Genomic DNA, 23,939 nt, shown 5'->3' on the forward strand with positions numbered 1-23,939 from the left:
GATTCTGACTCATGACGATCAACGACTGGTGGCGCGAGCATCCCGAGGAGCGCTACTGGATGATCGCCCCGTCGCGCGGCGTCGTCGGCGATGCGCTGTCCGCACCGAAGGCGGCGGACGAACGGCGATTCGAGTGGTCGCACGAGCTCGTCGGGTACACCGAGCCGGGCGACACGCTGTTCGTCTGGGACCGGACCCTTCCGGTGCCCGGGATCGCCGCGTGGGGGAGAGTGCTCGGTCCTCTCGGCGAGGAGACGCGAGCGCGTCGCGGCGACGACCTGCCTCATTGGCGGATGCCGATCAGCGACACCCTGCGGCTTGCCGCTCCGATCACCCTCCCGAGCCTCCGACGCGTCGGCGGTGAGATCGTCGCCGTGCGCGATCGGGTGGAGCAGCTCACGGAGGGACCGGTCTACTTCCCGTTCATCGGCTCGGCCGAGACGCTGGCGCCCGCACCGGCGTACCTCACCAAGGTGCCGCGCGACCTCGTCGCGCTGCTCTCGTCGCGATTCGGCTTCGAGTTCGCACTGTAGCGCTGCCGGCGGGAGGCGAACGCCGCGACGAGCAGGTGCCGCGCAGCATTGATCGCGAACCCGCTGCGCCGCGGGGAATAGAATTGTCCGTCGGCGGTGGCCGCGCCGGATGGCGCCGGCCGACGCGACCCGCCGACGAGCGTGAATTCAGGAGGACCATGTCCGGGCATTCCAAGTGGGCAACGACCAAGCACAAGAAGGCGGTCATCGACTCTCGCCGTGCGAAGTCGTGGGCCAAGCTCATCAAGAACATCGAGGTGGCGGCCAAGCTCGGCGGCCCCGACCTTCAGGGCAATCCGACACTGTTCGACGCGGTGCTCAAGGCCAAGAAGACCTCGGTCCCGAAGGACAACATCGACCGCGCGATCAAGCGCGGCGCGGGCATCGGCGGCGAGTCGGTCGAGTACTCGTCGATCATGTACGAGGGGTACGGCCCCAACGGCGTCGCCCTGATGATCGAGTGTCTGACCGACAACAAGAACCGCGCCGCGGCGGAGGTGCGCACCGCACTCACCCGCAACGGCGGCACACTGGCCGATCCCGGCAGCGTGGCGTACAACTTCACCCGCAAGGGCGTCATCGTCGTCGGCGGTGAGACGACCACCGAGGACGACGTCATGCTGGCCGTCCTCGAGGCCGGCGCCGAAGAGGTCGAGCCGCACGCGCAGGGCTACGAGGTCATCACCGAGGCGTCCGACCTCGTGACCGTCCGCTCGGCGCTGCAGGACGCCGGGATCGACTACGAGTCGGCGGACGTCGAGTTCGTCCCGAATCTCAAGGTCGAGGTCGACGCCGACACCGCGCGCAAGGTCTTCCGCCTCATCGACGCCCTCGAAGACAGCGACGACGTGCAGAACGTCTACAGCAACTTCGACCTCACCGCAGAGGTGCAGGCCGAGCTCGAGAACGACGAGGACTGAGCACGACGGTCCGCACGCCTGCCCCGGCGCCGCCGCCGCGACCGGACCGGAGCCTGAGGGCGCCCGGACCGGTCGCGGCCAGGCGCGCCTGGCCGCGGCATCCGGCATCCTCGCCTAGCGTGGGGGAGTGGCATCCGGAACCTCTCGCGGTCGTCTGCGCGTGCTCGGGATCGACCCGGGCCTGACGCGCTGCGGTGTGGGCGTCGTGGATGTCGCACCCGATCGCTCCGCGACCCTCGTGCACGTAGGGGTCGTCCGGTCCGATCCGGGCGCCCCGATCGAGGAGCGTCTGGCGCTGATCGCCGCCGGGCTGCGTGCCGTGCTCGACGCGCACGCGCCCGACGTGGTCGCGGTGGAGCGCGTGTTCGCGCAGCACAACCGCGCCACGGTGATGGGCACCGCGCAGGCGAGCGGCATCGCCCTCCTCGTCGCGGGGGAGCGCGGCATCGCCGCCGCGACGCACACGCCGTCGGAGGTGAAGGCCGCCATCACCGGCTACGGCAACGCCGACAAGCGGCAGGTGCAGACCATGGTCGCCCGTGTGCTGCGGCTGGACGAGCTTCCCAAGCCCGCCGATGCCGCGGACGCTCTCGCTCTCGCGCTCTGCCACGCGTGGCGCGGGGCACCCAGCACGACGGCGGCGTCCGGACCCCTGACGCCGGCGCAGCGCGCCTGGGCCGACGCGGAACGCGTCGCCCGCCGCTGACCTGGCTCGAGCGCCGATCGGGAACGACGGCTGCGTGTCGCTCGAACAAACGTCCGAACCGCACCGTAGGCTCGATCCATGATCTCCTCAGTCCGCGGCACCGCAGTGCACGTCGATGCGGATGCGGTCGTCGTCGAAGTCGGGGGAGTCGGCCTCCACGTCGCAGTGACGCCGCAGGTCGCGCGCGGCACCCACCTCGGCGATGACATCACCCTCCATACCTCGCTCATCGTCCGCGAGGACGCCCTGTCGCTGTTCGGCTTCGAGTCTCGCGAAGAGCTGACCGTGTTCGGTCTGCTCCTGGGCGTCACCGGCGTCGGCCCGAAGTCCGCGCTCGGTGTGCTCGCGACCCTGACGGTGCCGCAGATCGCCGACGCCGTCTCGGCCGACGACGACGCACCGTTCCGCCGCGTCTCGGGGATCGGCCCGAAGACCGCCAAGCTCATCGTGGTGCAGCTGGCCGGCAAGATCGCCGTGACGCGGCCCGCCGCCCCGGGCGGCACAGATGCCGCCCCCTCCGCCGCGATCCCGTCACAAGTCGTGGAGGCGCTGATCGGGCTCGGCTGGTCGGAGCGTGTCGCGATCGAGGCCGTCGACACGGTCGCCGCCGAGGCATCCGACGCCGATCGGTCATCGGTTCCCACCCTGCTGCGGCGGACCCTCGCGACGCTCGGGCCTGCGCGGAAGGAGCCCGTGAGTGGTTGACGTGCGCGAAGCCGACGAGCCGGTCGACGAGACGGAGCTCGCCATCGAGGGCGCGCTGCGCCCCTCGTCGCTCGCAGAGTTCGTCGGACAGCAGAAGGTCCGCGGCCAGATGCAGCTGCTGCTCGATGCGGCGCGCATCCAGCAGCGGCCAGCCGACCACATCCTCCTGTCGGGCCCCCCCGGACTCGGCAAGACGACCCTCGCGATGATCGTCGCCTACGAGAGCGGGCGCCCGCTGCGCCTCTCGAGCGGGCCCGCGATCCAGCACGCGGGCGACCTCGCGGCGCTGCTGTCGAGCCTCACACCGGGCGAAGTGCTGTTCATCGACGAGGTGCACCGCATGGCGCGCGCGGCCGAGGAGATGCTGTACCTCGCGATGGAGGACTTCCGCATCGACATCATGGTCGGCAAGGGGGCCGGGGCGACGAGCATCCCGCTCGACCTCGCGCCGTTCACCCTCGTCGGCGCGACGACGAGGTCGGGACTGCTGCCGAACCCGCTGCGCGACCGCTTCGGCTTCACCGCCCATCTCGAGTACTACGAACCCGAAGAGCTCGAGCGGGTCATCGAGCGCTCGGCGGCGATGCTCGGCGTCACGCTGCCGCCGGCTGCTCGCGCCGAGATCGCACGACGCTCGCGCGGCACGCCCCGCATCGCGAACCGCCTGCTGCGTCGTGTCCGCGACTACCTGGTCGTCCACGGCCGGACCGGTGCCGACATCGCCGCCGTCGACGCCGCACTCGACCTCTACGACGTCGACAGGATCGGCCTCGACCGGCTGGACCGCGCCGTGCTCGACGCTCTCGTGCGCCGCTTCCGCGGCGGCCCGGTGGGTCTCGGCACGCTGTCCGTCGCGGTGGGGGAGGAACCAGACACGATCGAGTCCGTCGTCGAGCCGTACCTCGTGCGCATCGGCTTCATGGGCCGCACGCCGCGCGGACGCATCGCCATGCCCGAGGCCTACGCCCACATGGGGGTGCCGGCGGCCGACTCGGTGCTGGGACTCGATGACCTATAATCGCTGGAGGCTTCCGCCCACCCCCGCCTGCAAGGCAACGCCGCCCGCGGCGACTGCCTCATCCGAAAGGTGCTTCCAGCTCCCATGGACTTCGCTACGTTCCTGAGCAATTACGGCCTCATCATCCTGCTGGTCGTGCTCCTCGTCTTCATGTTCTGGAGCTCACGCCGCCGCATGCAGAAGCAGAAGGCGGAGCAGGAGGAGAAGGCCCGCCAGACGGTGCCCGGCTCCGAGGTGCTGCTGCAGGGCGGCCTCTACGGCACGATCGTCTCGTACGACGCCGACAACCTCGACCAGCCCGCGATCGTCGAGCTCGCGCCCGGCGTGCAGATCAAGGTCCACAGCCAGGCCATCCTGCGCGTCGTGACCCCCGAGGTCGGCGTCGTGACCGAGGATGAGTACCTCGCCGCCGAAGAGAGCCACGCTGAGTACGCCGAGGGCGTCGCGAACGGCGACATCACCTCGATCAGCGACGACCAGAGCGCCGCCGGCGGCAAGGACAAGATCGATCCCGACGCCGAGCCCGGCACCAAGCCGCAGGGCTGAAGCACGTCCGTTCGCCCGTTCGGGCTCTCAAGAAAGCAAAGACGTGGCGACATCCACCCCCGTCCGGCATGCATGGCGCGCGCTGACCGGACTCCTCGCGATCACCGCGATCCTGTTCGGCATCAACGCGCTCGGCGTGTACGTGTTCGGTCAGAGCTCCTGGACGCCGGCCCTCGCCCTCGACCTGCAGGGCGGCACCCAGATCGTCCTCGAAGCGCAGACCGAGGACGGCGCCGACCCCTCCGCTGAGCAGATGGAGCAGGCGGTCACGATCATCCGCCAGCGCGTCGACGCGTCCGGCGTCGGCGAGGCCGAGGTGACCACCCAGGCCGGAAACCAGATCGTCGTGCAGATCCCGGGTCAGGCCGATGAGGAGACCCGTAACCGCATCGAGGCCTCCGCGCAGCTTCAGCTGCGCGCGGTGCTGTATGCCGGCGACCCGGCGACGGAGTTCGTGGGCGAAGACGGCAACGCCACGCCGTACCCGACCCCCGACCCGACGCTGCAGGCGACGCCGACGACAGCGCCCACCGACGGCAGCGACACGGCGTGGATCACCCCCGCACTGCAGGCCGAGTTCCTCGCGTACGACTGCGCGGACCCGGACAACGATCCTGCGAACGCGCCCGCCGACGAGCCGCTCATCACCTGCGACGCCGACGGCTCGGTGAAGTACATCCTCGGCCCGGTCGAGCTCGACGGCTCGTCGATCGACGATGCGACGTTCGGCCTGCAGCAGACCAACAACCAGTGGGCCGTCAACCTCTCGTTCGACGGTGAGGGCACGACGACGTTCGGCGAGATCAGCCAGCGGCTGTACGGCGCGCAGGCGCCGCTCAACCAGTTCGCGTTCGTGCTCGACGGCTACGTCCTCTCGGCGCCGTCGATGAACGGCGTGATCCTCGACGGCAAACCGAGCATCACGGGCAGCTTCACCCAGGAGTCGGCGAAGGTGCTCGCCGACCAGCTGAAGTACGGCGCACTGCCGCTGAGCTTCACCGTCGAGAGCTCGAACTCGATCTCGGCGACGCTCGGATCCCAGCAGCTGCAGATCGGTCTCATCGCGGGTCTGATCGGCCTCGTGCTCGTCGCGATCTACTCGCTCATCGTGTACCGCGCTCTCGGCTTCATCATCATCGCGTCACTGGCGGTGATGGCGGTGCTGACCTACGTCACGCTGTGCATCCTCGCCTGGCGCATGGGCTTCCGCCTGTCGCTCGCCGGCGTCGCGGGCCTGATCGTGACGATCGGGTTCACGGCGGACTCGTTCATCGTGTACTTCGAACGCATCCGCGACGAGCTGCGCGACGGCAAGTCCATCACCGCAGCGGTGGAGGACGGCTGGGGCCGCGCGAAGCGGACGATCTACATCTCGAAGTCGATCAACATCCTCGCCGCCGTCGTGCTGTACATCCTCGCGGATTCGACGGTCAAGGGCTTCGCCTTCACCCTCGGCCTCACCACCGCGATCGACGTCCTCATCTTCATCCTGTTCACCCACCCGGTGCTGCAGCTGCTGGCACGCACACGGTTCTTCGGGTCGGGGCATCCGCTGTCCGGGCTCGATCCGACGGCTCTGGGCGCGGTCTACCGCGGCCGCGCGCAATTCCGCGAGCCGGTGGTCGCCACCGGAGCGGCAGGGCGTCGAAACGTCAAGGCCCGTGGCGAAGCCGCCCGCCGTCAGACCATCGCCGAGCGGAAGCAGGCGGAACTGGCCGCCGCCGACAGCGCGAAACCCGGCAAGACCGTCAAGGAGGGAGACGACTGATGCGCTCCATGAGCCAGCTCGGCAACGACCTCTACACGGGCAAGACGTCGTTCCCCTTCGTCGGCCGGCGACGCCTGTGGTTCCTCATCGCCGCGATCCTCGTGATCGGCTCGGCCCTGGTGCCGCTGTTCCGTCCCATCCAGTTCTCGATCGAGTTCACCGGCGGATCCCAGTTCACCGTCAGCGGCGTGGCATCGCCGGTCGATCAGTCGCTCGCCACCGACGCCGTCCTGTCGGTCGTGCCCGAAGCGACGACGAAGGTCGTCACGATCGGCGAGGACGCCGTGCGCGTCCAGACCGACCAGGTGACGGATGCCGAGAGCCGCGAGATCTCGACGGCCCTCGCCGAGGCGTACGACGTGCCCGAGGCCGAAGTCAGCTACGCGTTCATCGGTCCCAGCTGGGGCGCCGATGTGACGCGAACGTCGCTCTGGGGTCTCGCGATCTTCCTCGCCCTGACGTTCATCATCCTGGCGCTGTACTTCCGCACCTGGAAGATGTCGGTCTCGGCCATCATCGGCCTGGTGGACGTGCTCGTCATCACCATCGGCGTCTACGCCCTGTTCGGCTTCGAGATCTCGCCGGCGGCCGTCATCGGCTTCCTGACGATCCTGTCGTACGCCCTGTACGACACGACCGTCGTGTTCGACAAGATCAGGGAGAACACCGACGAAGACGGCGAGGTCTCCGGGCGCACGTTCGGCGAGTCCGTCAACCTCGCGGTGAACCAGACCCTCGTGCGCTCGATCAACACGACCATCGTCGCGATCCTGCCGACCGGCGCGATCCTGTTCATCGGTCTCATCTGGGCCGGCGCGCAGACGCTCACCGACCTGTCGCTCTCGATCTTCGTGGGAACGATCGTGGCCGCGTACTCGACGATCTTCGTCGCGGCGCCGCTGTACTCGCTGCTGCGCGAGAACGAGCAGCCGATCAGGACGCGCGACACGCGCGTCGTGGCGGCGCGCGAGCTGGCGGGCACCCCGGCCTGAGGCCTCGCCGCTCGGGCGTAGGATTGGGAGGTCCGGCGGAGGGGAGGGAATCGCATGACCGAGACCGTTCCCCCCGCCCAGTCCTCGTCGCTGCGGCGCCTGGTGCCGCGGATCTTCTCGCGCTCCGCGCGCCGGGATGACGTCGAGCAGCTCCTGCGAACGGTGCGCACGCACCACCCGAAGGGCGATCTGTCGATCGTCGAGCGCGCCTACTCTGTCGCCGAGAAGGCGCACTCCGGGCAGGCTCGCCAGAGCGGCGAGCCGTACATCACCCACCCTCTCGCCGTGGCGCAGATCCTCGCGGATCTCGGGCTCGGCCCCCGGGCCATCGCCGCCGCGCTCCTCCACGACACCGTCGAAGACACCGACTACTCGCTCGAGACGCTCACGAGCGAGTTCGGCGACGAGGTCGCCATGCTCGTCGACGGCGTGACCAAGCTCGACAAGGTCAAGTACGGCGAGAGCGCGCAGGCCGAGACGGTCCGCAAGATGATCGTCGCGATGTCGCGCGACATCCGCGTGCTCCTCATCAAACTGGCCGACCGCCTGCACAACGCGCGCACATGGGGATTCGTCCCGCCCGAGAAGGCGCGCAAGAAGGCCACCGAGACCCTCGAGATCTACGCGCCCCTCGCGCACCGGCTCGGCATCCAGGCGATCAAGTCCGAGCTCGAGGATCTCTCGTTCGCGGTGCTGCACCCGAAGCTCTACGCCGAGATCGAGAGCCTGGTCAAGCAGCGCACCCCGCAGCGCGAGCAGTACGTGCAGAACGTCATCGCCTCCGTCGACAGCGACCTTCGGGAACTGCGGATCCGCGGTCGAGTGATGGGCCGGCCGAAGCAGCTGTACTCCGTGTATCAGAAGATGGTGGTGCGCGGCCGCGAGTTCGACGACATCTACGACCTCATCGGCATCCGCGTGCTCGTCGGCAGCGTTCGCGACTGCTACGCCGTGCTTGGCGCGATCCACGCACGCTGGACGCCGCTTCCAGGGCGCTTCAAGGACTACATCGCGACACCGAAGTTCAACCTCTACCAGTCGCTGCACACCACGGTCATCGGCCCCGGCGGCCGCACCGTCGAGATCCAGATCCGCACGCACGAGATGCACCAGCAGGCGGAGTACGGCGTCGCCGCCCACTGGAAGTACAAAGAGCAGATGAACGGCGCCAAGCCGGACTCCAAGTCCCTCGACACCGACATGGCCTGGCTCGCCCACATCTCCGACTGGCAGGCCGAGACGGCCGACCCGGGGGAGTTCCTCGACTCGCTGCGCTTCGAGATCGGCGCCAAGGAGGTCTACGTCTTCACGCCCAAGGGCCGCGTGATCGGGCTTCCTGCGGGTGCGACCCCCGTGGACTTCGCCTACGCGGTGCACACCGAGGTGGGTCACCGCACGATGGGCGCGAAGGTGAACGGCCGCCTGGTGCCGCTGGAATCCGAGCTGAAGAGCGGCGACGTCGTCGAGGTGTTCACCTCGAAGAACCCCGATGCCGGACCGAGTCAGGACTGGCTCGGGTTCGTCCGGAGCACCCGCGCGCGCAACAAGATCCGCGGCTGGTTCACGAAGGAGCGCCGCGAGGAGGCGATCGAGCAGGGCAAGGAGTCGATCGCACGCGCGATGCGCCGGCAGAACCTCCCCTTGCAGCGGCTCATGAGCCAGGACTCGTTCACCGAGGTCGCCCACCTGCTGCGCTATGAGGACGTCTCGGCGCTGTACGCCGCCGTCGGCGAAGGTCACGTCTCGACCCAGTCGGTGATCGAGAAGGTCACCGCGCTGGTCGCCGCCAACGACACGACGACCGGTCCGATCGACCTGCCGGTCGTCGGACGGACCCGCGCACCGCGCGGCGGCGACTCGGGAGTCCTCGTCCGCGGCGCCCCCGACATCCTGGTCAAGCTCGCGAAGTGCTGCACCCCGGTGCCGGGCGATGAGGTCGTCGGCTTCGTGACCCGCGGCAGCGGCGTCTCGGTGCACCGGACGGACTGCACCAACGTCAAGTCCCTGATGGACGACCCGGAGCGCATGATCGACGTCGAGTGGGCTCCCACGACGAAGAGCGTGTTCCTCGTGCAGATCCAGGTCGAGGCGCTCGACCGCTCGGGCCTGTTGAGCGACGTCACCCGCGTGCTCAGCGAGCACCACGTGAACATCCTCTCGGCGACGGTCTCGACGTCGAACGACCGCCTGGCTCTCAGCCGCTTCGTGTTCGAGATGGGCGACATCGTCCACCTCGACCGGGTGCTCAACGCCGTGCGGCGCATCGACGCCGTCTACGACGTGTACCGCGTCACGTCCTCTTGAAGCGCGGCGGTCAACATCTCCCGCAGGCAGGCGAGGGCCGCGTGCTTGTGGGGGAGCGTGCCCTCCTCGAGCCGCGCGATCGCGCGGGTCGAGGCATCCGGATCCGAGCCCGCCAGCAGGCGCGCCGCTCGCGTGTGCTCGGCGTCGCCCACGCGGGCGAGGTCCGCGAGCGTGCGTTCGGGGGTGGTCACGTGCACGCCCCCGATCAGGTGCAGGTCCTCCGCGGTGACGGCGAGGTCGCGGTAGACGAGCTGCCGATCGGGCACGACGTGGAGGCGGCGCGACACGGCACGCTGCACGGTATGACGCGCAGGCGGCGCGGGCAGTCCGCCGTGGATCCATGCCGCGGTCAGATGCGTGGCCGCAAGGGTGTCACCGAGTGTGCGCACCAGCGAGCCGGCGCGCAGCGCCGGCGTCTCGACCGCATCGGCGGGCATGTAGGCGTCGCCCAGCGACACCAGGTGCCCGTCGAGACAGGCGGCGGTCAGCTCGGCGTTCGAGAGCCGGTCATCCGCGAAGTACAGGAAGGGCGATCCCACGTCCGAAGTCTGCCGCACCGTCGCAGGACGACGGATGCCGCCGCTGGCCGCCTGTGGACAACCCGGACGCCGAGGACGTCACGCCTCGAACGACGGCTCAGCCGCCGAGCGCCTTGAGCCACGTACGCCGCGCCTCCAGCGCGTCGGACGCGTTCGCGATCGCCCGCTTGTCGCCCGACTTCTTGGCCGCCTCGAGCTCGTCCTCCAGCTTGCGGATCGCATCCGTCAGCTGGCGGGTCATGTCGTTCGCGCGGGCCTTCTGCTCCGGGTCGTTGCGCTTCCAGTCGGCCTCCTCGCGCGAGCGCAGGGCGTTCTCGATGCGACGCAGCTCGTCGTCGAGCGAGCGCTCGGTGTCGCGCGGGAAGATCCGGCCGACCTCGTCCCAGCGGCGCTGCACGGCCGTCAGGGTCGCACGCGCCTTCGCGATGTCGCGTTCGTCGGCGACGGGCTTCGCCTCCTCGAGAAGCGCCCGCTTCTGCTCGATCTTCTCGCGGGAGGCCTCGAGATCAGCGGTCTCCCGCTCGATCCGTGCGCCGTACAGCGCATCGCCGGCAGCCTTGAACCGCGCCCACAGGGCGTCGTCCACCTTCTTGCCGGCACGACCGGCCGTCTTCCACTCGTCGAGCAGCTCACGGTAGGCGGGGATGCCGTCCTCGCCCTTCGGGGCGAGGGCCTCGGCCCTCTCGACCAGGCGGGTCTTGCGGTCGCGAACGCCCTTGTGCGCCTCGTCCAGCTCGGCGTAGAACGCGCGGCGGTGCTTGTCCACCGTGGCCCGGGCGTCGCGGAATCGCTTCCACAGCTGCTGGGCGGTCGACTTGGGCAGTCGGGGACCGTTCTGCTGCTGCGCCTGCCACTGGTCGAAGAGCGCGTTGAGGTCGGTGGTCGCCTGCTTCCACTGCACGGTGCGCGGGTCGCGGGCGGCCAGGGCCTCGGCCTTCTCGACGAGTTCGGTGCGCGCCTTCACCGCGTCGTCGACGGCCTCGCGGGCGGCGACGGCCTCGGTCTCGGACTCGGCGGCGAGGGTCTTCGTGAGTGCGGCGACGCGGGCGACCAGGCTCGCGAGATCGCCGACGGCCGCGGCATCCTGCAGCTTGCCGTTGATGGTGCGGGCGGTCGAGCGCAGGTCGGAGGCGGATGCCCCGCCGCGACGGTGGCGCACTTCGAGCAGCGTCACCTCGCTCGCCAGGTCGTTGTACTTGCGCTGGAAGTAGGCGAGCGCCTCTTCGGCCGAGCCGTCGGGGTACTGTCCCACGACCCGCCACCCGTCGGCCTCGCGGACCGAGACGGTGCCATCGTCGTCGACACGGCCCCACGGCTCACCCGCAGACGCGGCAGCGGCGGACGGGATCGTCTCGACGATGACCTCGACGACCTCGACCTCGGTCGCACCGGACTCGTCCACGACCTCGACGACGTCCACCTCGACGACCTCGATATCGACGACCTCGGGCTCGCCCTCGGCTGCGTCGTCGCCGGCTGCGGGCATCTCGTTCGGGGCCGATTCCTCAGCTGCGGCAGGCTCCGCCACCTCAGTGGGTTCCACCGCGTCAGCCGATTCCTCGGCCGCGGCGGGCTCTTCCACCTCAGCCGGTTCCACCGCGTCAGCGGGTTCCTCGGCCGCGGCGGGCTCGCCGGCGGAGGCTGGATCCTCGACGTCTGTCGGTGCCGCCGCGACATCCGCGTCGGCGGGAGCTGCGGCATCCGCGTTCTCCGCCGTCTCGGCGTCGTCCACGGGGGTCGGGTTCTCGTTGCCGGCGCCTTCGGGGAGCTCGGTGGCGTCGGTCTCGGGCTGGGAGTCTGCTGCGGCAGTCACGGGATGCACCTCATCGCGGCTCGCGCCGTCTGTAGGGAGTAGGACGGCTCACAGCCTAGTACGGGGAAGGCCTCGCCTCCGATGCCGTTGCGGCTCGACAGGGGAGATGTCAGGGGGTCGGCGCCGGCGTCGCGCTCGGCTCCGGCGTCGCGGTCGGCGAGGGGGTCGGCTCCGGCGTCGTCGCCGTGGGAGTCGGAGTAGACGAGGGTGACGGAGCCGGGGCACCCGGACCGGCGACGAAGTACGCCGTCTGCGCGCCGATGAGGCCGAGGACGATGACCCCGCCGAGGATGCCGGCGATCAGATTGTCGCGGGTGCGGCGGCGCGCCTGCCCCTCGTGGAACTGGCGTCGCGCCTCATACAGACGCGCGCGCTCCCGCGCAGCCCGCGCATCACGGTTCTTGCCACCGGTCGCCACGTGACCTCCTCGTTCACCTTGTCTCGGGCGCTTCGCCCTGCCCGCTCGCCCGGTGCCACCGAGGAAGTTCTCGGCGTGCCGGCCGTGCGGCGTGTGCCCTCGGGACGGCGCCCGGGCGGCTTGATCCTACGGGGCGGCACGACGGCGGCCAAACCGCCGCCGATCCGGTGTCGCGGGCGCGGGATAGCCTGGTGACGTGACCAGTCCCACCGCGCTCTTCCAGGGGCTGACGCCCCTGGCCGTGCGCATGCGTCCGACCTCGCTCGACGAGGTGGCAGGGCAGTCGCACCTGCTGCGGCCCGGCTCACCCCTCGTGACGCTCGCCAATCCCGAGGCCGCGGCCCGCGCCGCGACGTCGGTGATCCTCTGGGGGCCGCCGGGAACCGGCAAGACCACGCTCGCGCAGGCCATCGCACGCTCATCGGGCCGGCGCTTCGTCGAGCTGTCCGCGGTCACCGCCGGCGTGCGCGACGTGCGCGAGGTCATGCAGGAGGCGCTCACCCAGCGCGATCTCTACGGGCAGTCCACGATCCTGTTCCTCGACGAGATCCATCGGTTCACCAAGGCGCAGCAGGACGCCCTGCTCCCGGGCGTCGAGAACGGCTGGGTCGTGCTCATCGCAGCGACCACCGAGAATCCGTCGTTCTCGATCATCTCGCCGCTGCTGTCGCGCTCGCTCCTGCTCACGCTCAAGCCCTTGACCGACGACGACCTCCGCATGCTCGTCGACCGGGCGGTCGCCGATCCCCGGGGCCTGTCGGGCGCCGTCGCGCTCGGCGACGAGGCCCGCGACGCGCTCGTGCGCCTCGCCTCGGGCGATGCCCGCCGGGCGCTGACGGCGCTCGAGGCCGCGGCTTCGCTCGCCGTCCCGCCCCAAGACGAGGACGACGACGAGGACGACGAGGCGGGTGGCGAGGCGGGTGGCGACGGCGAGGACGCAGCAGCGGCTGTCCCCGTGATCAGCCCGGAACACGTGGCACAGGCCGTCGACCGTGCGCTGCTGCGCTACGACCGGCAGGGCGACGAGCACTACGACGTGATCAGCGCCTTCATCAAGTCCATCCGCGGCTCTGATGTGGATGCCGCGATGCACTACCTGGCGCGGATGATCGAGGCGGGGGAGGACCCGCGCTTCATCGCCCGGCGCCTCATCATCTCGGCCGCGGAAGACATCGGCCTGGCCGACCCCCAGGCTCTGCCGATCGCGGTGGCGGCAGCCGATGCCGTGCAGCTCATCGGCATGCCCGAGGGCCGCATCCCGCTCGCGGAGGCGACCGCCTATCTGGCGACGACCGCCAAGTCCAACGCCGCGTACCTGGCCATCAACGCGGCGATCGCCGACGTGCGCGCCGGCGGCTTCGGACGCGTGCCGGTGCACCTGCGCGACGCGCATTACGCCGGTGCGAAGCGACTCGGGCACGGCAAGGGGTACGTGTATCCGCACGACGCCGAGATCGGCATCGCCGCGCAGCAGTACCTGCCCGACGAGCTGCGCGGACGCCGGTACTACGAGCCGAAGGCGCTCGGTGCCGAACGCGATCTCCAGGCGCGTCTGGAGAAGATCCGCCGCATCCTCGACGGCGAGCGATGATCGCGTTCCGCATCGGGGCGGATCGCCCGGCAGCGGCTCCCCGCGCGGCCGCTGCCGTCGCCGCGGGGCACTCATAAGAGCAAGGCGCCGGGTCTGGTAAGGTTGAGGGGCTCGAAACGCAGTTTTCGGGCATCCCCTCTCTTCCTGACCTACCTTCCGGCATGCCCCGGCGTGCAGTCCGGACAGGGCGAAGACAGGGCGATACGTCCGCGGGCCGTGAAAGACACGGCCGCGTCATCGAAAGGAACACTTCGTGGCAACGAAGTCCCAGGACCGCCGCAAGGTCCGTCTCTCCCGCGCCCTCGGCGTCGCGCTGACCCCCAAGGCAGCCAAGTACCTCGAGAAGCGCCCCTACGCGCCGGGTGAGCACGGCCGCACCAAGCGCAAGCAGGACAGCGACTACGCCGTCCGCCTCCGCGAGAAGCAGCGTCTGCGCGAGCAGTACGGCATCCGCGAGAAGCAGCTGCGCATCCAGTTCAACGAGGCCCGTCGCACCCAGGGTCTGACCGGTGAGAACCTCGTCGAGCAGCTCGAGATGCGTCTGGACGCCCTCGTGCTGCGTGCCGGCTTCGCCCGCACCACCGCGCAGGCGCGTCAGATGGTCGTGCACCGCCACATCCTCGTGGACGGCCAGCTCGTCGACCGCCCGTCGTTCCGCGTGAAGCCGGGTCAGCTCATCCACGTCAAGGCCAAGAGCGAGGGCATCGAGCCCTTCCAGGTCGCAGCGCTCGGCGGTCACGCCGAGGTCCTGCCGCCCGTTCCGGGCTACCTCGAGGTCGAGCTCGACAAGCTGCAGGCCCGTCTCGTGCGTCGCCCCAAGCGCGCCGAGGTCCCCGTGGTCTGCGACGTCCAGCTCGTCGTCGAGTACTACGCGGCTCGCTGACGCTTCGAGAGATCCAGCGACAGCAGTCGTACGAACGAAGGGCGCCGGGATCTTCCCGGCGCCCTTCGTCGTCCCCGCCTCACCGTCATGGACAGTGGGCGTGCCATGAGCGTTTCGGCATACGATGGTGGGATGCCGCGCCCCGGCGGCCCCGCGAGGAAGTGGTGACATGAAGAACCTCCTGTGGTTCCTGTTCGGCATCGCCGGCGGGTTCGTGCTCGCACACATGATGAACAAGGACCCGCGCGGCCACGAGATCCTCGCCGACGTCGACGCCCGCATCACGGAGTTCACCGATCGCATGGGCGACGCGTACCGCGAGCAGGAAGCCCGGTTCGCGGGTCTGGTCGGCGACGTGCGGGATGCCGCCGCCGATGCGGCGAACTCTGCCCGGGCCGCAGCGTCCGGTGTCGCCGAGAACGTCGCGGACGCCGTCGAAGACGCCGCCGACAAGCTCGCCGACTGACCTCGGGGTCTTCTCCCGCCCGCACGCCCCCGGGCCCGTCGTCAGACGCCCGAACACGCCCGCACACGCACGCCCGCACGCACACGCAAGGACCCGCATGAAGACCGCCGAGATCGCACAGCGCTTCCTCGATTACTTCGAGAAGAACGGCCACACCATCGTCCCGTCGGCATCGCTGGTGACCGATGACCCGGCCCTGCTGTTCACGGTGGCCGGCATGGTGCCGTTCATCCCGTACCTCTCAGGCGACGTCCCCGCGCCGTACGCGCGTGCCGCGGACAACCAGAAGTGCATCCGCACCAATGACATCGAGGAAGTCGGCAAGACCCCGCGTCACGGAACCTTCTTCCAGATGCTGGGCAACTGGTCGTTCGGCGACTACTTCAAGGAAGGCGCGATCCGCTACGCCTGGGATCTGCTGACGAGCCCCGAGGCCGACGGCGGGCTCGGCTTCGACCAGAAGGACCTGTGGGTCACCGTCTACGAAGAGGACGATGAGGCGCACGACCTCTGGCTGAAGCTCACCGACCTGCCCGAGGAGCGCATCCAGCGCCTCGGCAAGGACACGAACTACTGGAGCACCGGCCTGCCGGGCCCCGCAGGACCCTGCTCGGAGATCTTCTTCGACCGCGGTCCGGAGTACGGCATCGACGGCGGACCCGCCACCGACGACGACCGCTACGTCGAGATCTGGAACCTCGTGTTCATGCAGTACGAGATCACCAACGTGCGCTCGAAGTACGACTTCGACATCGTCGGCGAGCTGCCGAACAAGAACATCGACACCGGCATGGGCCTGGAGCGCATCGCGTTCATCAAGCAGGGCGTCGACAACATGTACGAGACGGACCAGGTGCGTCCGGTTCTCGACAAGGCGGTCGAGCTGTCGGGCCGCACGTACGGCGCGGACCACGAGGACGACGTGCGGTTCCGCGTCGTCGCCGATCACGTCCGCTCGTCGCTCATGCTGATGTCGGACGGCGTCACTCCCGCCAACGACGGCCGCGGCTACATCCTGCGCCGCCTCATGCGCCGCGTGATCCGCTCGATGCGTCTGCTGGGCGTCGACGGGCCGACGTTCAGCGTGCTGTTCGAGGCGTCCCGCGACGCGATGAAGGACGCCTACCCGGTCGTCGATGCCGACTGGCCGCGCATCTCGCAGTACGCCCTCGCGGAGGAGGCGACCTTCCTCCGCACGCTCGCGGCGGGGGAGTCCCTCCTCGACGAGTCGCTCGCCGAGACGAAGGCGACCGGCGGCACCACGCTCACCGGGTCGGAGGCGTTCCTGCTGCACGACACCTATGGCTTCCCGATCGACCTGACGCTCGAGATCGCCGAGGAGGCCGGCCTCAGCGTCGACCGAGCCGCGTTCGACGGCCTCATGCAGGAGCAGCGCGCCCGCGCCAAGGCCGACGCCCGGGCGCGCAAGCGCCAGCTCGCCGACACCAGCGTGTATCGCGATCTGCGCGCGCAGGGCGAGACCGTCTTCACCGGCTACACCGATCTCGAGGCGGAGTCGCAGGTGCTCGGCATCCTCGTCGACGGGGTCTCGGTCGACCGCGCGAGCGTGGGTCAGATCGCCGAGGTGATCCTGGCCGAGACCGCGCTGTACGCCGAGTCCGGCGGCCAGGTCGCCGACAAGGGCGTCATCGTCGGCCCCGGCTACGAGCTCGAGGTGCTCGACGTGCAGAAGCCCGTTCCCGGGCTCATCAGCCACACCGTCGAGGTGTCGACCGGCGAGGTCGGCGTAGGTCAGCCCGCGACGACGGTGGTGGATGCCGCGAACCGCCGCGCCGCCCGACAGGCGCACTCGGCGACGCACCTGGTGCACGCGGCGCTCCGCGACACCCTCGGCAAGACCGCGACGCAGGCCGGCTCGCTGAACCGCGCCGGCTATATGCGCTTCGACTTCTCGTGGGGTCAGGCGCTGTCCGACGCGACCAAGACCGAGATCGAGGAGATCGCCAACAACGCGGTGCGCGACAACCTCGAGGTGACCACGCGGGTGCTGCCGCTCGACGAGGCGAAGTCTCTCGGTGCGATGGCGCTGTTCGGCGAGAAGTACGGCGACACGGTGCGCATGGTCGACATCGGCGGCCCCTGGTCGCGCGAGCTGTGCGCGGGCACGCACGTGTCGGCGAGTGCCGAGATCGGGCTGATCAGCCTGCTCGGCGAGTCGTCGGTCGGAGCGTCGAACCGACGGGTCGAGGCGCTCGTCGGCCTCGATGCGTTCCGCTCGCTGGCGGCCGAGCGCGCCATCGTGTCGCAGCTCACGTCGTCGCTGAAGGCGCCGCGCGAGCAGCTGCCGGCGCGCATCGCCGAGCTGCAGGCCAGCCTCAAGGCCGCGGAGAAGAAGATCGCGGCATTCGAGTCCAAGGCGCTCGGCGACCGGCTGCCCGCCCTCGCGGCGGCCGCGACCCGTGTGGGCGACACGCTCGTCGTCGCCGAGTCTCTCGGCACGGCTGCCTCCGCCGACGACGTCCGCTCGCTGGCGCTGCAGGTGCGCGAGCGCCTGGGCTCCGACGCCGCCGTCGTCGCGCTCGGCGCCGTGGTCAACGAACGGCCGGTCGTGATCGTGGCCACCAACGAGGCCGCGCGCACCGCCGGCGCCAAGGCCGGCGTGCTCGCCAAGGGCGCTGCCGGCGTCCTCGGCGGCGGCGGCGGCGGACGCGACGATGTGGCGCAGGGCGGTGGAACGGATGCCGTGGCCCTTGCCGCGGCACTGACCGCCGTGAAGGACGCACTCGGCGCGTGAACGGGCAGTGCCGGTGAGCGGGTTCAGGCGGGGCAGGCGGCTCGGCATCGACGTCGGCAAGGCCCGCGTGGGTGTCGCCACGAGCGATCCCGACGGCCTGCTCGCGACACCGGTCGAGACGGTCCCACGCGACGACGCCTCGGTGGCGCGGATCGTGGCGCTGGCCGATGAGTACTCGGTGGTCGAGCTGCTGGTGGGCCTGCCCATGAATCTGCGGGGCGAGGACACCGCTTCCACCCAGGACGCGCGCGACTTCGCCGCCGCCCTGGCAGCGGCATCCGCTTTCCCGGTGCGGCTCGTCGACGAACGTCTCTCGACCGTCTCGGCGCACGCGGCACTGCGCAGTTCGGGCAGATCACAGCGATCTTCGCGTAGCATCGTTGACCAGGTCGCCGCGGTCGTCCTGCTCCAGCAAGCGCTCGACGTCGAGAAGAGCACCGGACGACCTCCCGGAACCCCCGTCCCCCAGGAGCCCGCCTGATGCCCGACTCATCGCCCGACGGCGAAGCAGTTCCCCCGTCGCGCCGCGCTGCCCGTGAGGCGGCGAAGCGAGCCGCGACGGGTGCGACGCCGACGACACCGGAGATGACGCCCGGGATCGCACCAGCGCCCGCCTCGGCGACTCCGGCACCCGCGGAGCCCGCAGCCACCTGGGAATCGCTCATCACCGGCGCCACTCCCGTCGTCGGGAGCGGTTCCACTCCGCCCGCGCCGGCGTCCGCGCCCGCCGCGCCCGCGCCGGCCACGCCCGCGTCCGCAGCTCCGGCGGCGCCCGCCGCCACCGAGGAGCCCGCACCGGGCAGCGGCTTCCAGCCGGTGCCGCTGCGCACGCCCCGCCCGACGCAGCCGATCCCGGTCGAGGAGTCCCCGACCGACGACGATGCCTGGCTCTTCGCGGCCGCCGGCTCCGGGCCGGCCATGCCGTACAGCCGCGGTGCCACCGCTCCGTCCGCCTCCGCGGCACCCGCCGGCGGCCGCGCGGCAGCAGCCTCCCGCCCGGCCACGGACGGCGAGCCGCCGATGCGGACGACGGCGACGCTCGACGACCTGTTCAGCGGTTCCGGCTCGACGGAGGACATCGGACGCGTGCCCCCACCTCCCGACAAGAAGCGCCGGCGCATCGGCGGCTGGATCGCCCTCGGCATCGTGCTCGTGATCCTCGGCGGCATCGCCGGCGGCGCGTACTACGTGTGGACGACGTACGAGGACCAGATCCGCGAGGTCATGGGCTGGGAAGAGCCCAAGGACTACGAGGCCGGCCTCGCCAACGGCGAGGTTTTCGTCACGATCGCATCGGGCGACACCGGATCGCCGATCTCGCAGTCGCTGTACGACGCGGGAGTGACCAAGACCCCCGACGCCTTCTACGACTACCTGATCACGACCGGGCAGAACCCGATGTTCCAGCCCGGCGTGTACAAGCTCCAGAAGCAGATGACGAGCGAGGCGGCACTCGCGGCCCTCCTCGAGCCGGCGAACAAGCAGGAGTTCACCGCGCAGATCCCCGAGGGCTTCACGCTCGCCGGCACGCTCGAGCGGATCTCCGAAGGCACCGGCATCCCGCTCGCCGATCTGCAGGCTGCCGCCGCCGACCCGTCTCAGTACGGTGTTCCCGTCGATCCGGCCATCGTCGCGGCAGGGGGGCAGCCGCTCGAGGGCTGGTTGTTCCCCGCGACCTACACGTTCGACCCCAGCGTGACGGCGCAGTCCGCGATCCAGACCCTCGTCGACCGAACGGTGCAGTCGCTCGATGCGGCGGGCGTTCCCGCCGAGGACCGCCAGCGCATCCTCACGGTCGCCTCGATCATCCAACGCGAGGCGCGCTACGAGGTCGACATGCAGAAGGTCTCGCGCGTGATCCAGAACCGCCTCGATCCCAGCAACCAGGAGACCTTCGGCAAGCTGCAGATGGACTCGACGGCGCAGTACGGCTACGGCGAGATGCACGACGGCACGGTGAGCTCGTCCGAAGAGGCGCTGAACGACCCGAACCCGTGGAACACGTACTACCACGCGGGGATGCCGATCGGTCCGATCTCTAACCCGGGTGACGTGGCGATCGACGCGGCCATGCATCCCGCGGACGGGCCGTGGCTGTACTTCGTGACGGTCAACCTCGACACGGGCGAGACGATCTTCACGAGCACGTACAGCGAGCACCTGGAGTACGTGGACCAGTGGCAGCAGTGGTGCAGCGAAAACCCGGACCGGGGGTGCTGAGCCCCGCGGCGACGCGTCTCGAGGTCTGGGGCGATCCGATCGCGCACAGTCGCTCGCCGCAGCTGCACGCCGCGGCGTACGCGGTGCTCGGTCTGGACTGGTCGTATGGGCTGCGCCGCGTCGACGAAGCGTCGTTCGCACGCGAGTTGACCGAGCTCGACGACAGCTGGCGCGGTCTCTCGCTCACGATGCCGCTGAAGGGCGTGGCCTTCGCGGCGGCATCCACCCGCGACCGCCGGGCCGAGCTGACCGGCGCCGTCAACACGCTGCTGCTCGATCCCGCCGGTCCGCGCGGTTTCAACACCGATGTCGGGGGCATCGTGCGCGCCCTCGCCGACGACGGGATCACGACGGTCGCGCATGCCCGCATCGTCGGCGCCGGTGCCACGGCGACCTCCGCCCTCGTCGCCCTGTCGGAGCTCGGGGTCGAAGAGGTCGACGTGGTCGCGCGCCGGCCCGAAGCGGTGGCGCCCCTGGCCGAGCTCGGTCGTCGGCTCGGCATCGCGGTGCAGACGGTCGCATTCACGGCATCCGATCACCGCGCCGTGGAACTCACCATCGCGACGCTGCCGGGGGACGCGCCGGTGACGGATGCCGCCGCCGACGCGCTCGCACGCTCCGGCGGCCTGCTGCTCGATGTCGTCTATGGGCACTGGCCCACCGCCCTGTCGGCCGCGTGGTATCGAGCGGACCGCGTCGCGCGGTCGGGGCTCGGGATGCTGCTGCACCAGGCCCTGCTGCAGGTCCGGATCTTCCGGAACGGCGACCCGGACGCGCCGCTCGCGAACGAGGCGGAGTCGCTCGAGGCGATGCGCAGCGTGCTCGAGGAGCCGACGACGGCGTAACGGCGGCCCCGGGCGTGGGAGACTGGACCAATGCTCCGCGTGCTCACGGCCGGCGAATCGCACGGCCCCGAACTCGTCGCCGTCATGGAGGGCCTGCCTGCGGGCGTCCCCATCTCTCGCGCCGCGATCCAGGCGGATCTCGCGCGCCGCAAGCTCGGCTACGGCCGCGGCTCGCGCATGAAGTTCGAAGAGGACGAGCTGACCATCTCGTCGGGTGTCGTGCACGGCACGAGCCTCGGCAGCCCCATCGCGCTGCGCATCGGCAACACCGAATGGCCGAAGTGGGTCGAGGTCATGAGCCCCGAGCCGGTCGAGCTCACCGAGAAGTCGCGCGGCCGCGGCGCCGCGCTCACGCGCCCGCGACCGGGCCACGCCGACCTCGTCGGCATGCAGAAGTACGGCTTCGACGAGGCCCGGCCGATCCTCGAGCGCGCGAGCGCCCGCGAGACGGCCGCCCGCGTCGCGCTCGGCGCCATCGCCCGCGCGTTCCTGGCCGAGCTCGGCATCCGTCTCGTCAGCCACACGCTCTCGATCGGCCCGGTGCAGGTTCCCGCGGGCTCGGCCCTGCCCACGCCGGACGACGTCGAGACGCTCGACGCGGATCCGCTGCGCTGCTTCGACGCCGCCACGAGCGCGGCCATGGTGGCCGAGGTCGACGAGGCGCGCAAGGACGGCGACACGCTCGGCGGCATCGTCGAGGTGCTGGCCTACGGCCTGCCGCCGGGGCTCGGCTCGCACGTCCACTGGGACCGCCGCCTCGACGCCAAGCTCGCGCAGGCGCTCATGAGCATCCAGGCCATCAAGGGCGTGGAGGTCGGCGACGGCTTCGAGACGACCCGCCGCCGCGGCTCCGCCGCCCACGACGAGCTGTTCGTGGCAGGCGAGGGCATCACGCGCTCGAGCGACAAGGCGGGCGGCACGGAGGGCGGCATGTCGACCGGCACCGTGCTGCGCGTGCGCGCCGGCATGAAGCCGATCGCGACCGTGCCGCGGGCCCTCCGCACTGTGGATGTCGCGACCGGCGACGCCGCGTCGGCGCACCACCAGCGCTCCGACGTGTGCGCCGTCCCGGCGGCGGGCGTCGTCGCCGAGGCGATGGTCGCGGTGGTCCTGGCCGACGTCGTGCTGGAGAAGTTCGGCGGCGACAGCGTCGCCGAGACGCGCCGCAACCTCGAGGGCTACCTCGCCGCCATCCCCGACGCGCTGCGCAGCGCGGCCGAGAGCGACGCCGGCCTCGCCGAGCATGACCTCGCACTCTGACGCCGTCGTGGTGATCGGTCCGATGGGGGCCGGCAAGACCAGCATCGGCAAGAAGGCCGCACGCGCACTCGGTGTGCCCTTCTTCGACACCGACGCGGCGGTCGTCCGCGACCACGGACCCATCGAGCAGCTCTTCGTCGAGCACGGCGAGGCGCGCTTCCGCGCGGCCGAGCGCGCCGCGGTCAGCGAGGGCCTCGCCACCGGCGGCATCGTCTCGCTGGGCGGCGGGGCCGTCATGGATCCCGACACGCGCGCCGAGCTCGCCGGTCACCGCGTCGTCCTCCTCACCGTGTCGCCGCGCGTGGTGGCGGGCCGCGTACGCGACTCGAACCGGCCGCTGCTGCAGGGTGGCGACGACGCGATCGAGCGCTGGACGGCGATCTTCGAAGAGCGCCGCCCTGTCTACGAAGAGCTCGCCGACGTGACGTTCGACACGTCGACCGGCCCGCTGCAGGACGTCGTGGACGCCCTGGTCGCCTGGGTGCGCGGCCAGACCGCCGAGCCCACCGACTCCGCACGGCCGGGCGACATCAGCCCCCGCGAGAAGGAGCAGACCGCGTGACCGATGCGACGACCATCACCGTGAGCGGGGACGCGAGCTACGACATCACCGTCGGCCACGGCATCCTGGCCTCCCTCGGCGAAGCGCTGCCCGCGGCCGCCCGCAAGGTGCTCGTGATCCACCCGCCGACCCTCGCCGCCCAGGCGGAGGGCCTGCGCGCGCAACTGGTGGGCGACCATGAGGTGCTGCTGGCCGAGATCCCCGACGCCGAGGCCGGAAAGCGCATCGAGGTCGCCGCGTTCTGCTGGCAGGTCATGGGCAAGGCCGACTTCACCCGCACCGACGTCGTCGTGGGCTTCGGCGGGGGAGCGGTCACCGATCTCGCCGGCTTCGTCGCGGCCACCTGGCTGCGCGGCGTCGAGGTGGTGCAGGTGCCGACCACCGTGCTCGGCATGGTGGACGCGGCCGTCGGCGGCAAGACGGGCGTCAACACCGCCGAGGGCAAGAACCTCGTGGGCGCCTTCTGGGCGCCGCGCGCCGTCATCTGCGACCTCGACCTGCTCGACTCGCTGTCGCGCAACGAGCGCGTCGCGGGCTACGCCGAGGTCGTCAAGGCCGGCTTCATCTGGGCTCCCGAGATCCTCGACCTCGTCGAGGCCGACCCCGAGACCGCCGTCGACCCGCAGAGCGCCGCCTTCCGTCGCACCATCGAGCTCGCCATCGAGATGAAGGCGCGCGTCGTGGGGGAGGACCTGCGTGAAGCCGGCCTCCGCGAGATCCTCAACTACGGCCACACCCTCGGCCACGCCATAGAGCACGCCGAGCGCTACCGCTGGCGCCACGGCGCCGCGATCTCGGTCGGCATGGTCTTCGCCGCCGAGCTGTCACGGCTGGCGGGCCGGCTCCCGGATGCCGCCGCGCAGCGCCACCGCGACATCCTGGAGTCTCTCGGCCTGCCGACGACGTACGGTGCAGGGCGCTGGCCGACGCTGCTGGCAACCATGCAGCGCGACAAGAAGAGCCGCGGCGGCATGCTGCGCTTCATCGTGCTCGACGACATCGCCAAGCCCACCGTGCTCCAGGCGCCCGACGAATCCCTGCTCTTCGCCGCGTACCAGGAGGTCGCGGGCTGACGACGCGCCGATCGCCCCGATA

Annotated in this window: 22 protein-coding genes; 19 read left to right on the forward strand and 3 right to left on the reverse strand. The window is 70.6% G+C overall.

Annotated elements, in window-relative coordinates:
- Nucleotides 1-11: 11 nt before the first annotated feature.
- The 9 genes from MRBLMI12_RS16320 (at nt 12) to MRBLMI12_RS16360 (ending at nt 9,492) form a co-directional block, all read left to right on the forward strand.
- Nucleotides 12-533 carry a hypothetical protein gene (locus MRBLMI12_RS16320; protein ID WP_349427527.1) on the forward strand — a complete coding sequence of 174 codons (522 nt, stop codon included), beginning with the start codon at nt 12-14 and terminating at the stop codon, nt 531-533.
- A 158-nt stretch (nt 534-691) separates the two neighbouring features.
- Nucleotides 692-1,453, forward strand: a complete 762-nt coding sequence (locus MRBLMI12_RS16325) for a YebC/PmpR family DNA-binding transcriptional regulator (RefSeq protein ID WP_308867250.1) — start codon at nt 692-694, stop codon at nt 1,451-1,453.
- 127 nt (nt 1,454-1,580) lie between these two features.
- Nucleotides 1,581-2,159, forward strand: coding sequence for a crossover junction endodeoxyribonuclease RuvC (gene ruvC / locus MRBLMI12_RS16330; RefSeq protein ID WP_349427528.1), 579 nt, complete (start codon nt 1,581-1,583; stop codon nt 2,157-2,159).
- A 78-nt stretch (nt 2,160-2,237) separates the two neighbouring features.
- Nucleotides 2,238-2,864 (forward strand): Holliday junction branch migration protein RuvA, encoded by a 627-nt coding sequence (ruvA, locus tag MRBLMI12_RS16335; RefSeq protein WP_363357375.1) that lies wholly within the window; start codon nt 2,238-2,240, stop codon nt 2,862-2,864.
- Nucleotides 2,857-3,882, forward strand: a complete 1,026-nt coding sequence (gene ruvB / locus MRBLMI12_RS16340) for a Holliday junction branch migration DNA helicase RuvB (protein ID WP_363357376.1) — start codon at nt 2,857-2,859, stop codon at nt 3,880-3,882. The genes ruvA and ruvB overlap by 8 nt, the downstream gene beginning before the upstream one ends.
- A gap of 84 nt (nt 3,883-3,966) precedes the next feature.
- A complete protein-coding gene (locus MRBLMI12_RS16345; RefSeq protein WP_349427531.1) occupies nt 3,967-4,428 on the forward strand; it encodes a preprotein translocase subunit YajC in 462 nt (153 codons plus the stop codon).
- 43 nt (nt 4,429-4,471) lie between these two features.
- A complete protein-coding gene (gene secD / locus MRBLMI12_RS16350; RefSeq protein WP_363357377.1) occupies nt 4,472-6,196 on the forward strand; it encodes a protein translocase subunit SecD in 1,725 nt (574 codons plus the stop codon).
- Nucleotides 6,196-7,188, forward strand: a complete 993-nt coding sequence (secF, locus tag MRBLMI12_RS16355) for a protein translocase subunit SecF (RefSeq protein ID WP_349427533.1) — start codon at nt 6,196-6,198, stop codon at nt 7,186-7,188. The genes secD and secF overlap by 1 nt, the downstream gene beginning before the upstream one ends.
- Before the next feature lie 54 nt (nt 7,189-7,242).
- Nucleotides 7,243-9,492 carry a RelA/SpoT family protein gene (locus MRBLMI12_RS16360; RefSeq protein ID WP_363357378.1) on the forward strand — a complete coding sequence of 750 codons (2,250 nt, stop codon included), beginning with the start codon at nt 7,243-7,245 and terminating at the stop codon, nt 9,490-9,492.
- Here the strand turns inward: MRBLMI12_RS16360 and MRBLMI12_RS16365 are convergent.
- The 3 genes from MRBLMI12_RS16365 to MRBLMI12_RS16375 all read right to left on the reverse strand — a co-directional run bounded on the left by MRBLMI12_RS16365 (nt 9,462) and on the right by MRBLMI12_RS16375 (nt 12,262).
- Nucleotides 9,462-10,031 carry a hypothetical protein gene (locus tag MRBLMI12_RS16365; RefSeq protein ID WP_363357379.1) on the reverse strand — a complete coding sequence of 190 codons (570 nt, stop codon included), beginning with the start codon at nt 10,029-10,031 and terminating at the stop codon, nt 9,462-9,464. The two genes, MRBLMI12_RS16360 and MRBLMI12_RS16365, sit on opposite strands and share 31 nt — an antisense overlap.
- Nucleotides 10,032-10,128: 97 nt before the next feature.
- Nucleotides 10,129-11,844, reverse strand: a complete 1,716-nt coding sequence (locus MRBLMI12_RS16370) for a DUF349 domain-containing protein (RefSeq protein WP_414686223.1) — start codon at nt 11,842-11,844, stop codon at nt 10,129-10,131.
- Nucleotides 11,845-11,953: 109 nt separating this feature from the next.
- Nucleotides 11,954-12,262, reverse strand: coding sequence for a dioxygenase (locus tag MRBLMI12_RS16375; protein ID WP_349427536.1), 309 nt, complete (start codon nt 12,260-12,262; stop codon nt 11,954-11,956).
- A 196-nt stretch (nt 12,263-12,458) separates the two neighbouring features.
- Here MRBLMI12_RS16375 and MRBLMI12_RS16380 point away from each other — a divergent pair, with 196 nt between their 5' ends.
- The 10 genes from MRBLMI12_RS16380 (at nt 12,459) to aroB (ending at nt 23,917) form a co-directional block, all read left to right on the forward strand.
- Complete coding sequence (locus MRBLMI12_RS16380; RefSeq protein WP_363357380.1) at nt 12,459-13,853, forward strand: replication-associated recombination protein A; 1,395 nt, start codon at nt 12,459-12,461, stop codon at nt 13,851-13,853.
- 253 nt (nt 13,854-14,106) lie between these two features.
- Entirely contained in the window at nt 14,107-14,736 is a 630-nt protein-coding gene (rpsD, locus tag MRBLMI12_RS16385) for a 30S ribosomal protein S4 (RefSeq protein WP_141894533.1), read from the forward strand.
- 169 nt (nt 14,737-14,905) lie between these two features.
- Nucleotides 14,906-15,202: an ATPase gene (locus MRBLMI12_RS16390; RefSeq protein ID WP_349427538.1), complete on the forward strand. Its 297-nt coding sequence runs from the start codon at nt 14,906-14,908 to the stop codon at nt 15,200-15,202.
- 97 nt (nt 15,203-15,299) lie between these two features.
- On the forward strand, nt 15,300-17,957 hold the full coding sequence (gene alaS, locus MRBLMI12_RS16395) for an alanine--tRNA ligase (protein ID WP_363357381.1): 2,658 nt from the start codon (nt 15,300-15,302) through the stop codon (nt 17,955-17,957).
- 13 nt (nt 17,958-17,970) lie between these two features.
- Nucleotides 17,971-18,438: a Holliday junction resolvase RuvX gene (gene ruvX / locus MRBLMI12_RS16400; RefSeq protein WP_363357382.1), complete on the forward strand. Its 468-nt coding sequence runs from the start codon at nt 17,971-17,973 to the stop codon at nt 18,436-18,438.
- Entirely contained in the window at nt 18,438-20,177 is a 1,740-nt protein-coding gene (gene mltG / locus MRBLMI12_RS16405; RefSeq protein ID WP_363357383.1) for an endolytic transglycosylase MltG, read from the forward strand. Before ruvX ends, mltG begins: the two co-directional genes overlap by 1 nt.
- Nucleotides 20,147-21,022 (forward strand): shikimate dehydrogenase, encoded by an 876-nt coding sequence (locus tag MRBLMI12_RS16410; RefSeq protein WP_363357384.1) that lies wholly within the window; start codon nt 20,147-20,149, stop codon nt 21,020-21,022. The genes mltG and MRBLMI12_RS16410 overlap by 31 nt, the downstream gene beginning before the upstream one ends.
- Nucleotides 21,023-21,052: 30 nt before the next feature.
- On the forward strand, nt 21,053-22,282 hold the full coding sequence (aroC, locus tag MRBLMI12_RS16415; protein ID WP_363357385.1) for a chorismate synthase: 1,230 nt from the start codon (nt 21,053-21,055) through the stop codon (nt 22,280-22,282).
- A complete protein-coding gene (locus tag MRBLMI12_RS16420) occupies nt 22,266-22,844 on the forward strand; it encodes a shikimate kinase (protein ID WP_363357386.1) in 579 nt (192 codons plus the stop codon). Before aroC ends, MRBLMI12_RS16420 begins: the two co-directional genes overlap by 17 nt.
- Complete coding sequence (gene aroB / locus MRBLMI12_RS16425; RefSeq protein WP_363357387.1) at nt 22,841-23,917, forward strand: 3-dehydroquinate synthase; 1,077 nt, start codon at nt 22,841-22,843, stop codon at nt 23,915-23,917. The genes MRBLMI12_RS16420 and aroB overlap by 4 nt, the downstream gene beginning before the upstream one ends.
- Nucleotides 23,918-23,939: the final 22 nt, after the last annotated feature.

Origin of the sequence: Microbacterium sp. LMI12-1-1.1 (assembly GCF_040676455.1) — a bacterium.
In the GTDB taxonomy this organism is placed as follows: domain Bacteria; phylum Actinomycetota; class Actinomycetes; order Actinomycetales; family Microbacteriaceae; genus Microbacterium.

What these genes read in the sequence shown, in the direction of transcription:
- secF (WP_349427533.1), top strand. Translation starts at nt 6,196, where the DNA reads ATGCGCTCCATGAGCCAGCTCGGCAACGACCTCTACACGGGCAAGACG.
- MRBLMI12_RS16325 (WP_308867250.1), top strand. Translation starts at nt 692, where the DNA reads ATGTCCGGGCATTCCAAGTGGGCAACGACCAAGCACAAGAAGGCGGTC.
- mltG (WP_363357383.1), top strand. Translation starts at nt 18,438, where the DNA reads ATGCCCGACTCATCGCCCGACGGCGAAGCAGTTCCCCCGTCGCGCCGC.
- MRBLMI12_RS16360 (WP_363357378.1), top strand. Translation starts at nt 7,243, where the DNA reads ATGACCGAGACCGTTCCCCCCGCCCAGTCCTCGTCGCTGCGGCGCCTG.
- aroC (WP_363357385.1), top strand. Translation starts at nt 21,053, where the DNA reads ATGCTCCGCGTGCTCACGGCCGGCGAATCGCACGGCCCCGAACTCGTC.
- MRBLMI12_RS16390 (WP_349427538.1), top strand. Translation starts at nt 14,906, where the DNA reads ATGAAGAACCTCCTGTGGTTCCTGTTCGGCATCGCCGGCGGGTTCGTG.
- alaS (WP_363357381.1), top strand. Translation starts at nt 15,300, where the DNA reads ATGAAGACCGCCGAGATCGCACAGCGCTTCCTCGATTACTTCGAGAAG.
- MRBLMI12_RS16345 (WP_349427531.1), top strand. Translation starts at nt 3,967, where the DNA reads ATGGACTTCGCTACGTTCCTGAGCAATTACGGCCTCATCATCCTGCTG.
- ruvA (WP_363357375.1), top strand. Translation starts at nt 2,238, where the DNA reads ATGATCTCCTCAGTCCGCGGCACCGCAGTGCACGTCGATGCGGATGCG.
- MRBLMI12_RS16320 (WP_349427527.1), top strand. Translation starts at nt 12, where the DNA reads ATGACGATCAACGACTGGTGGCGCGAGCATCCCGAGGAGCGCTACTGG.
- MRBLMI12_RS16420 (WP_363357386.1), top strand. Translation starts at nt 22,266, where the DNA reads ATGACCTCGCACTCTGACGCCGTCGTGGTGATCGGTCCGATGGGGGCC.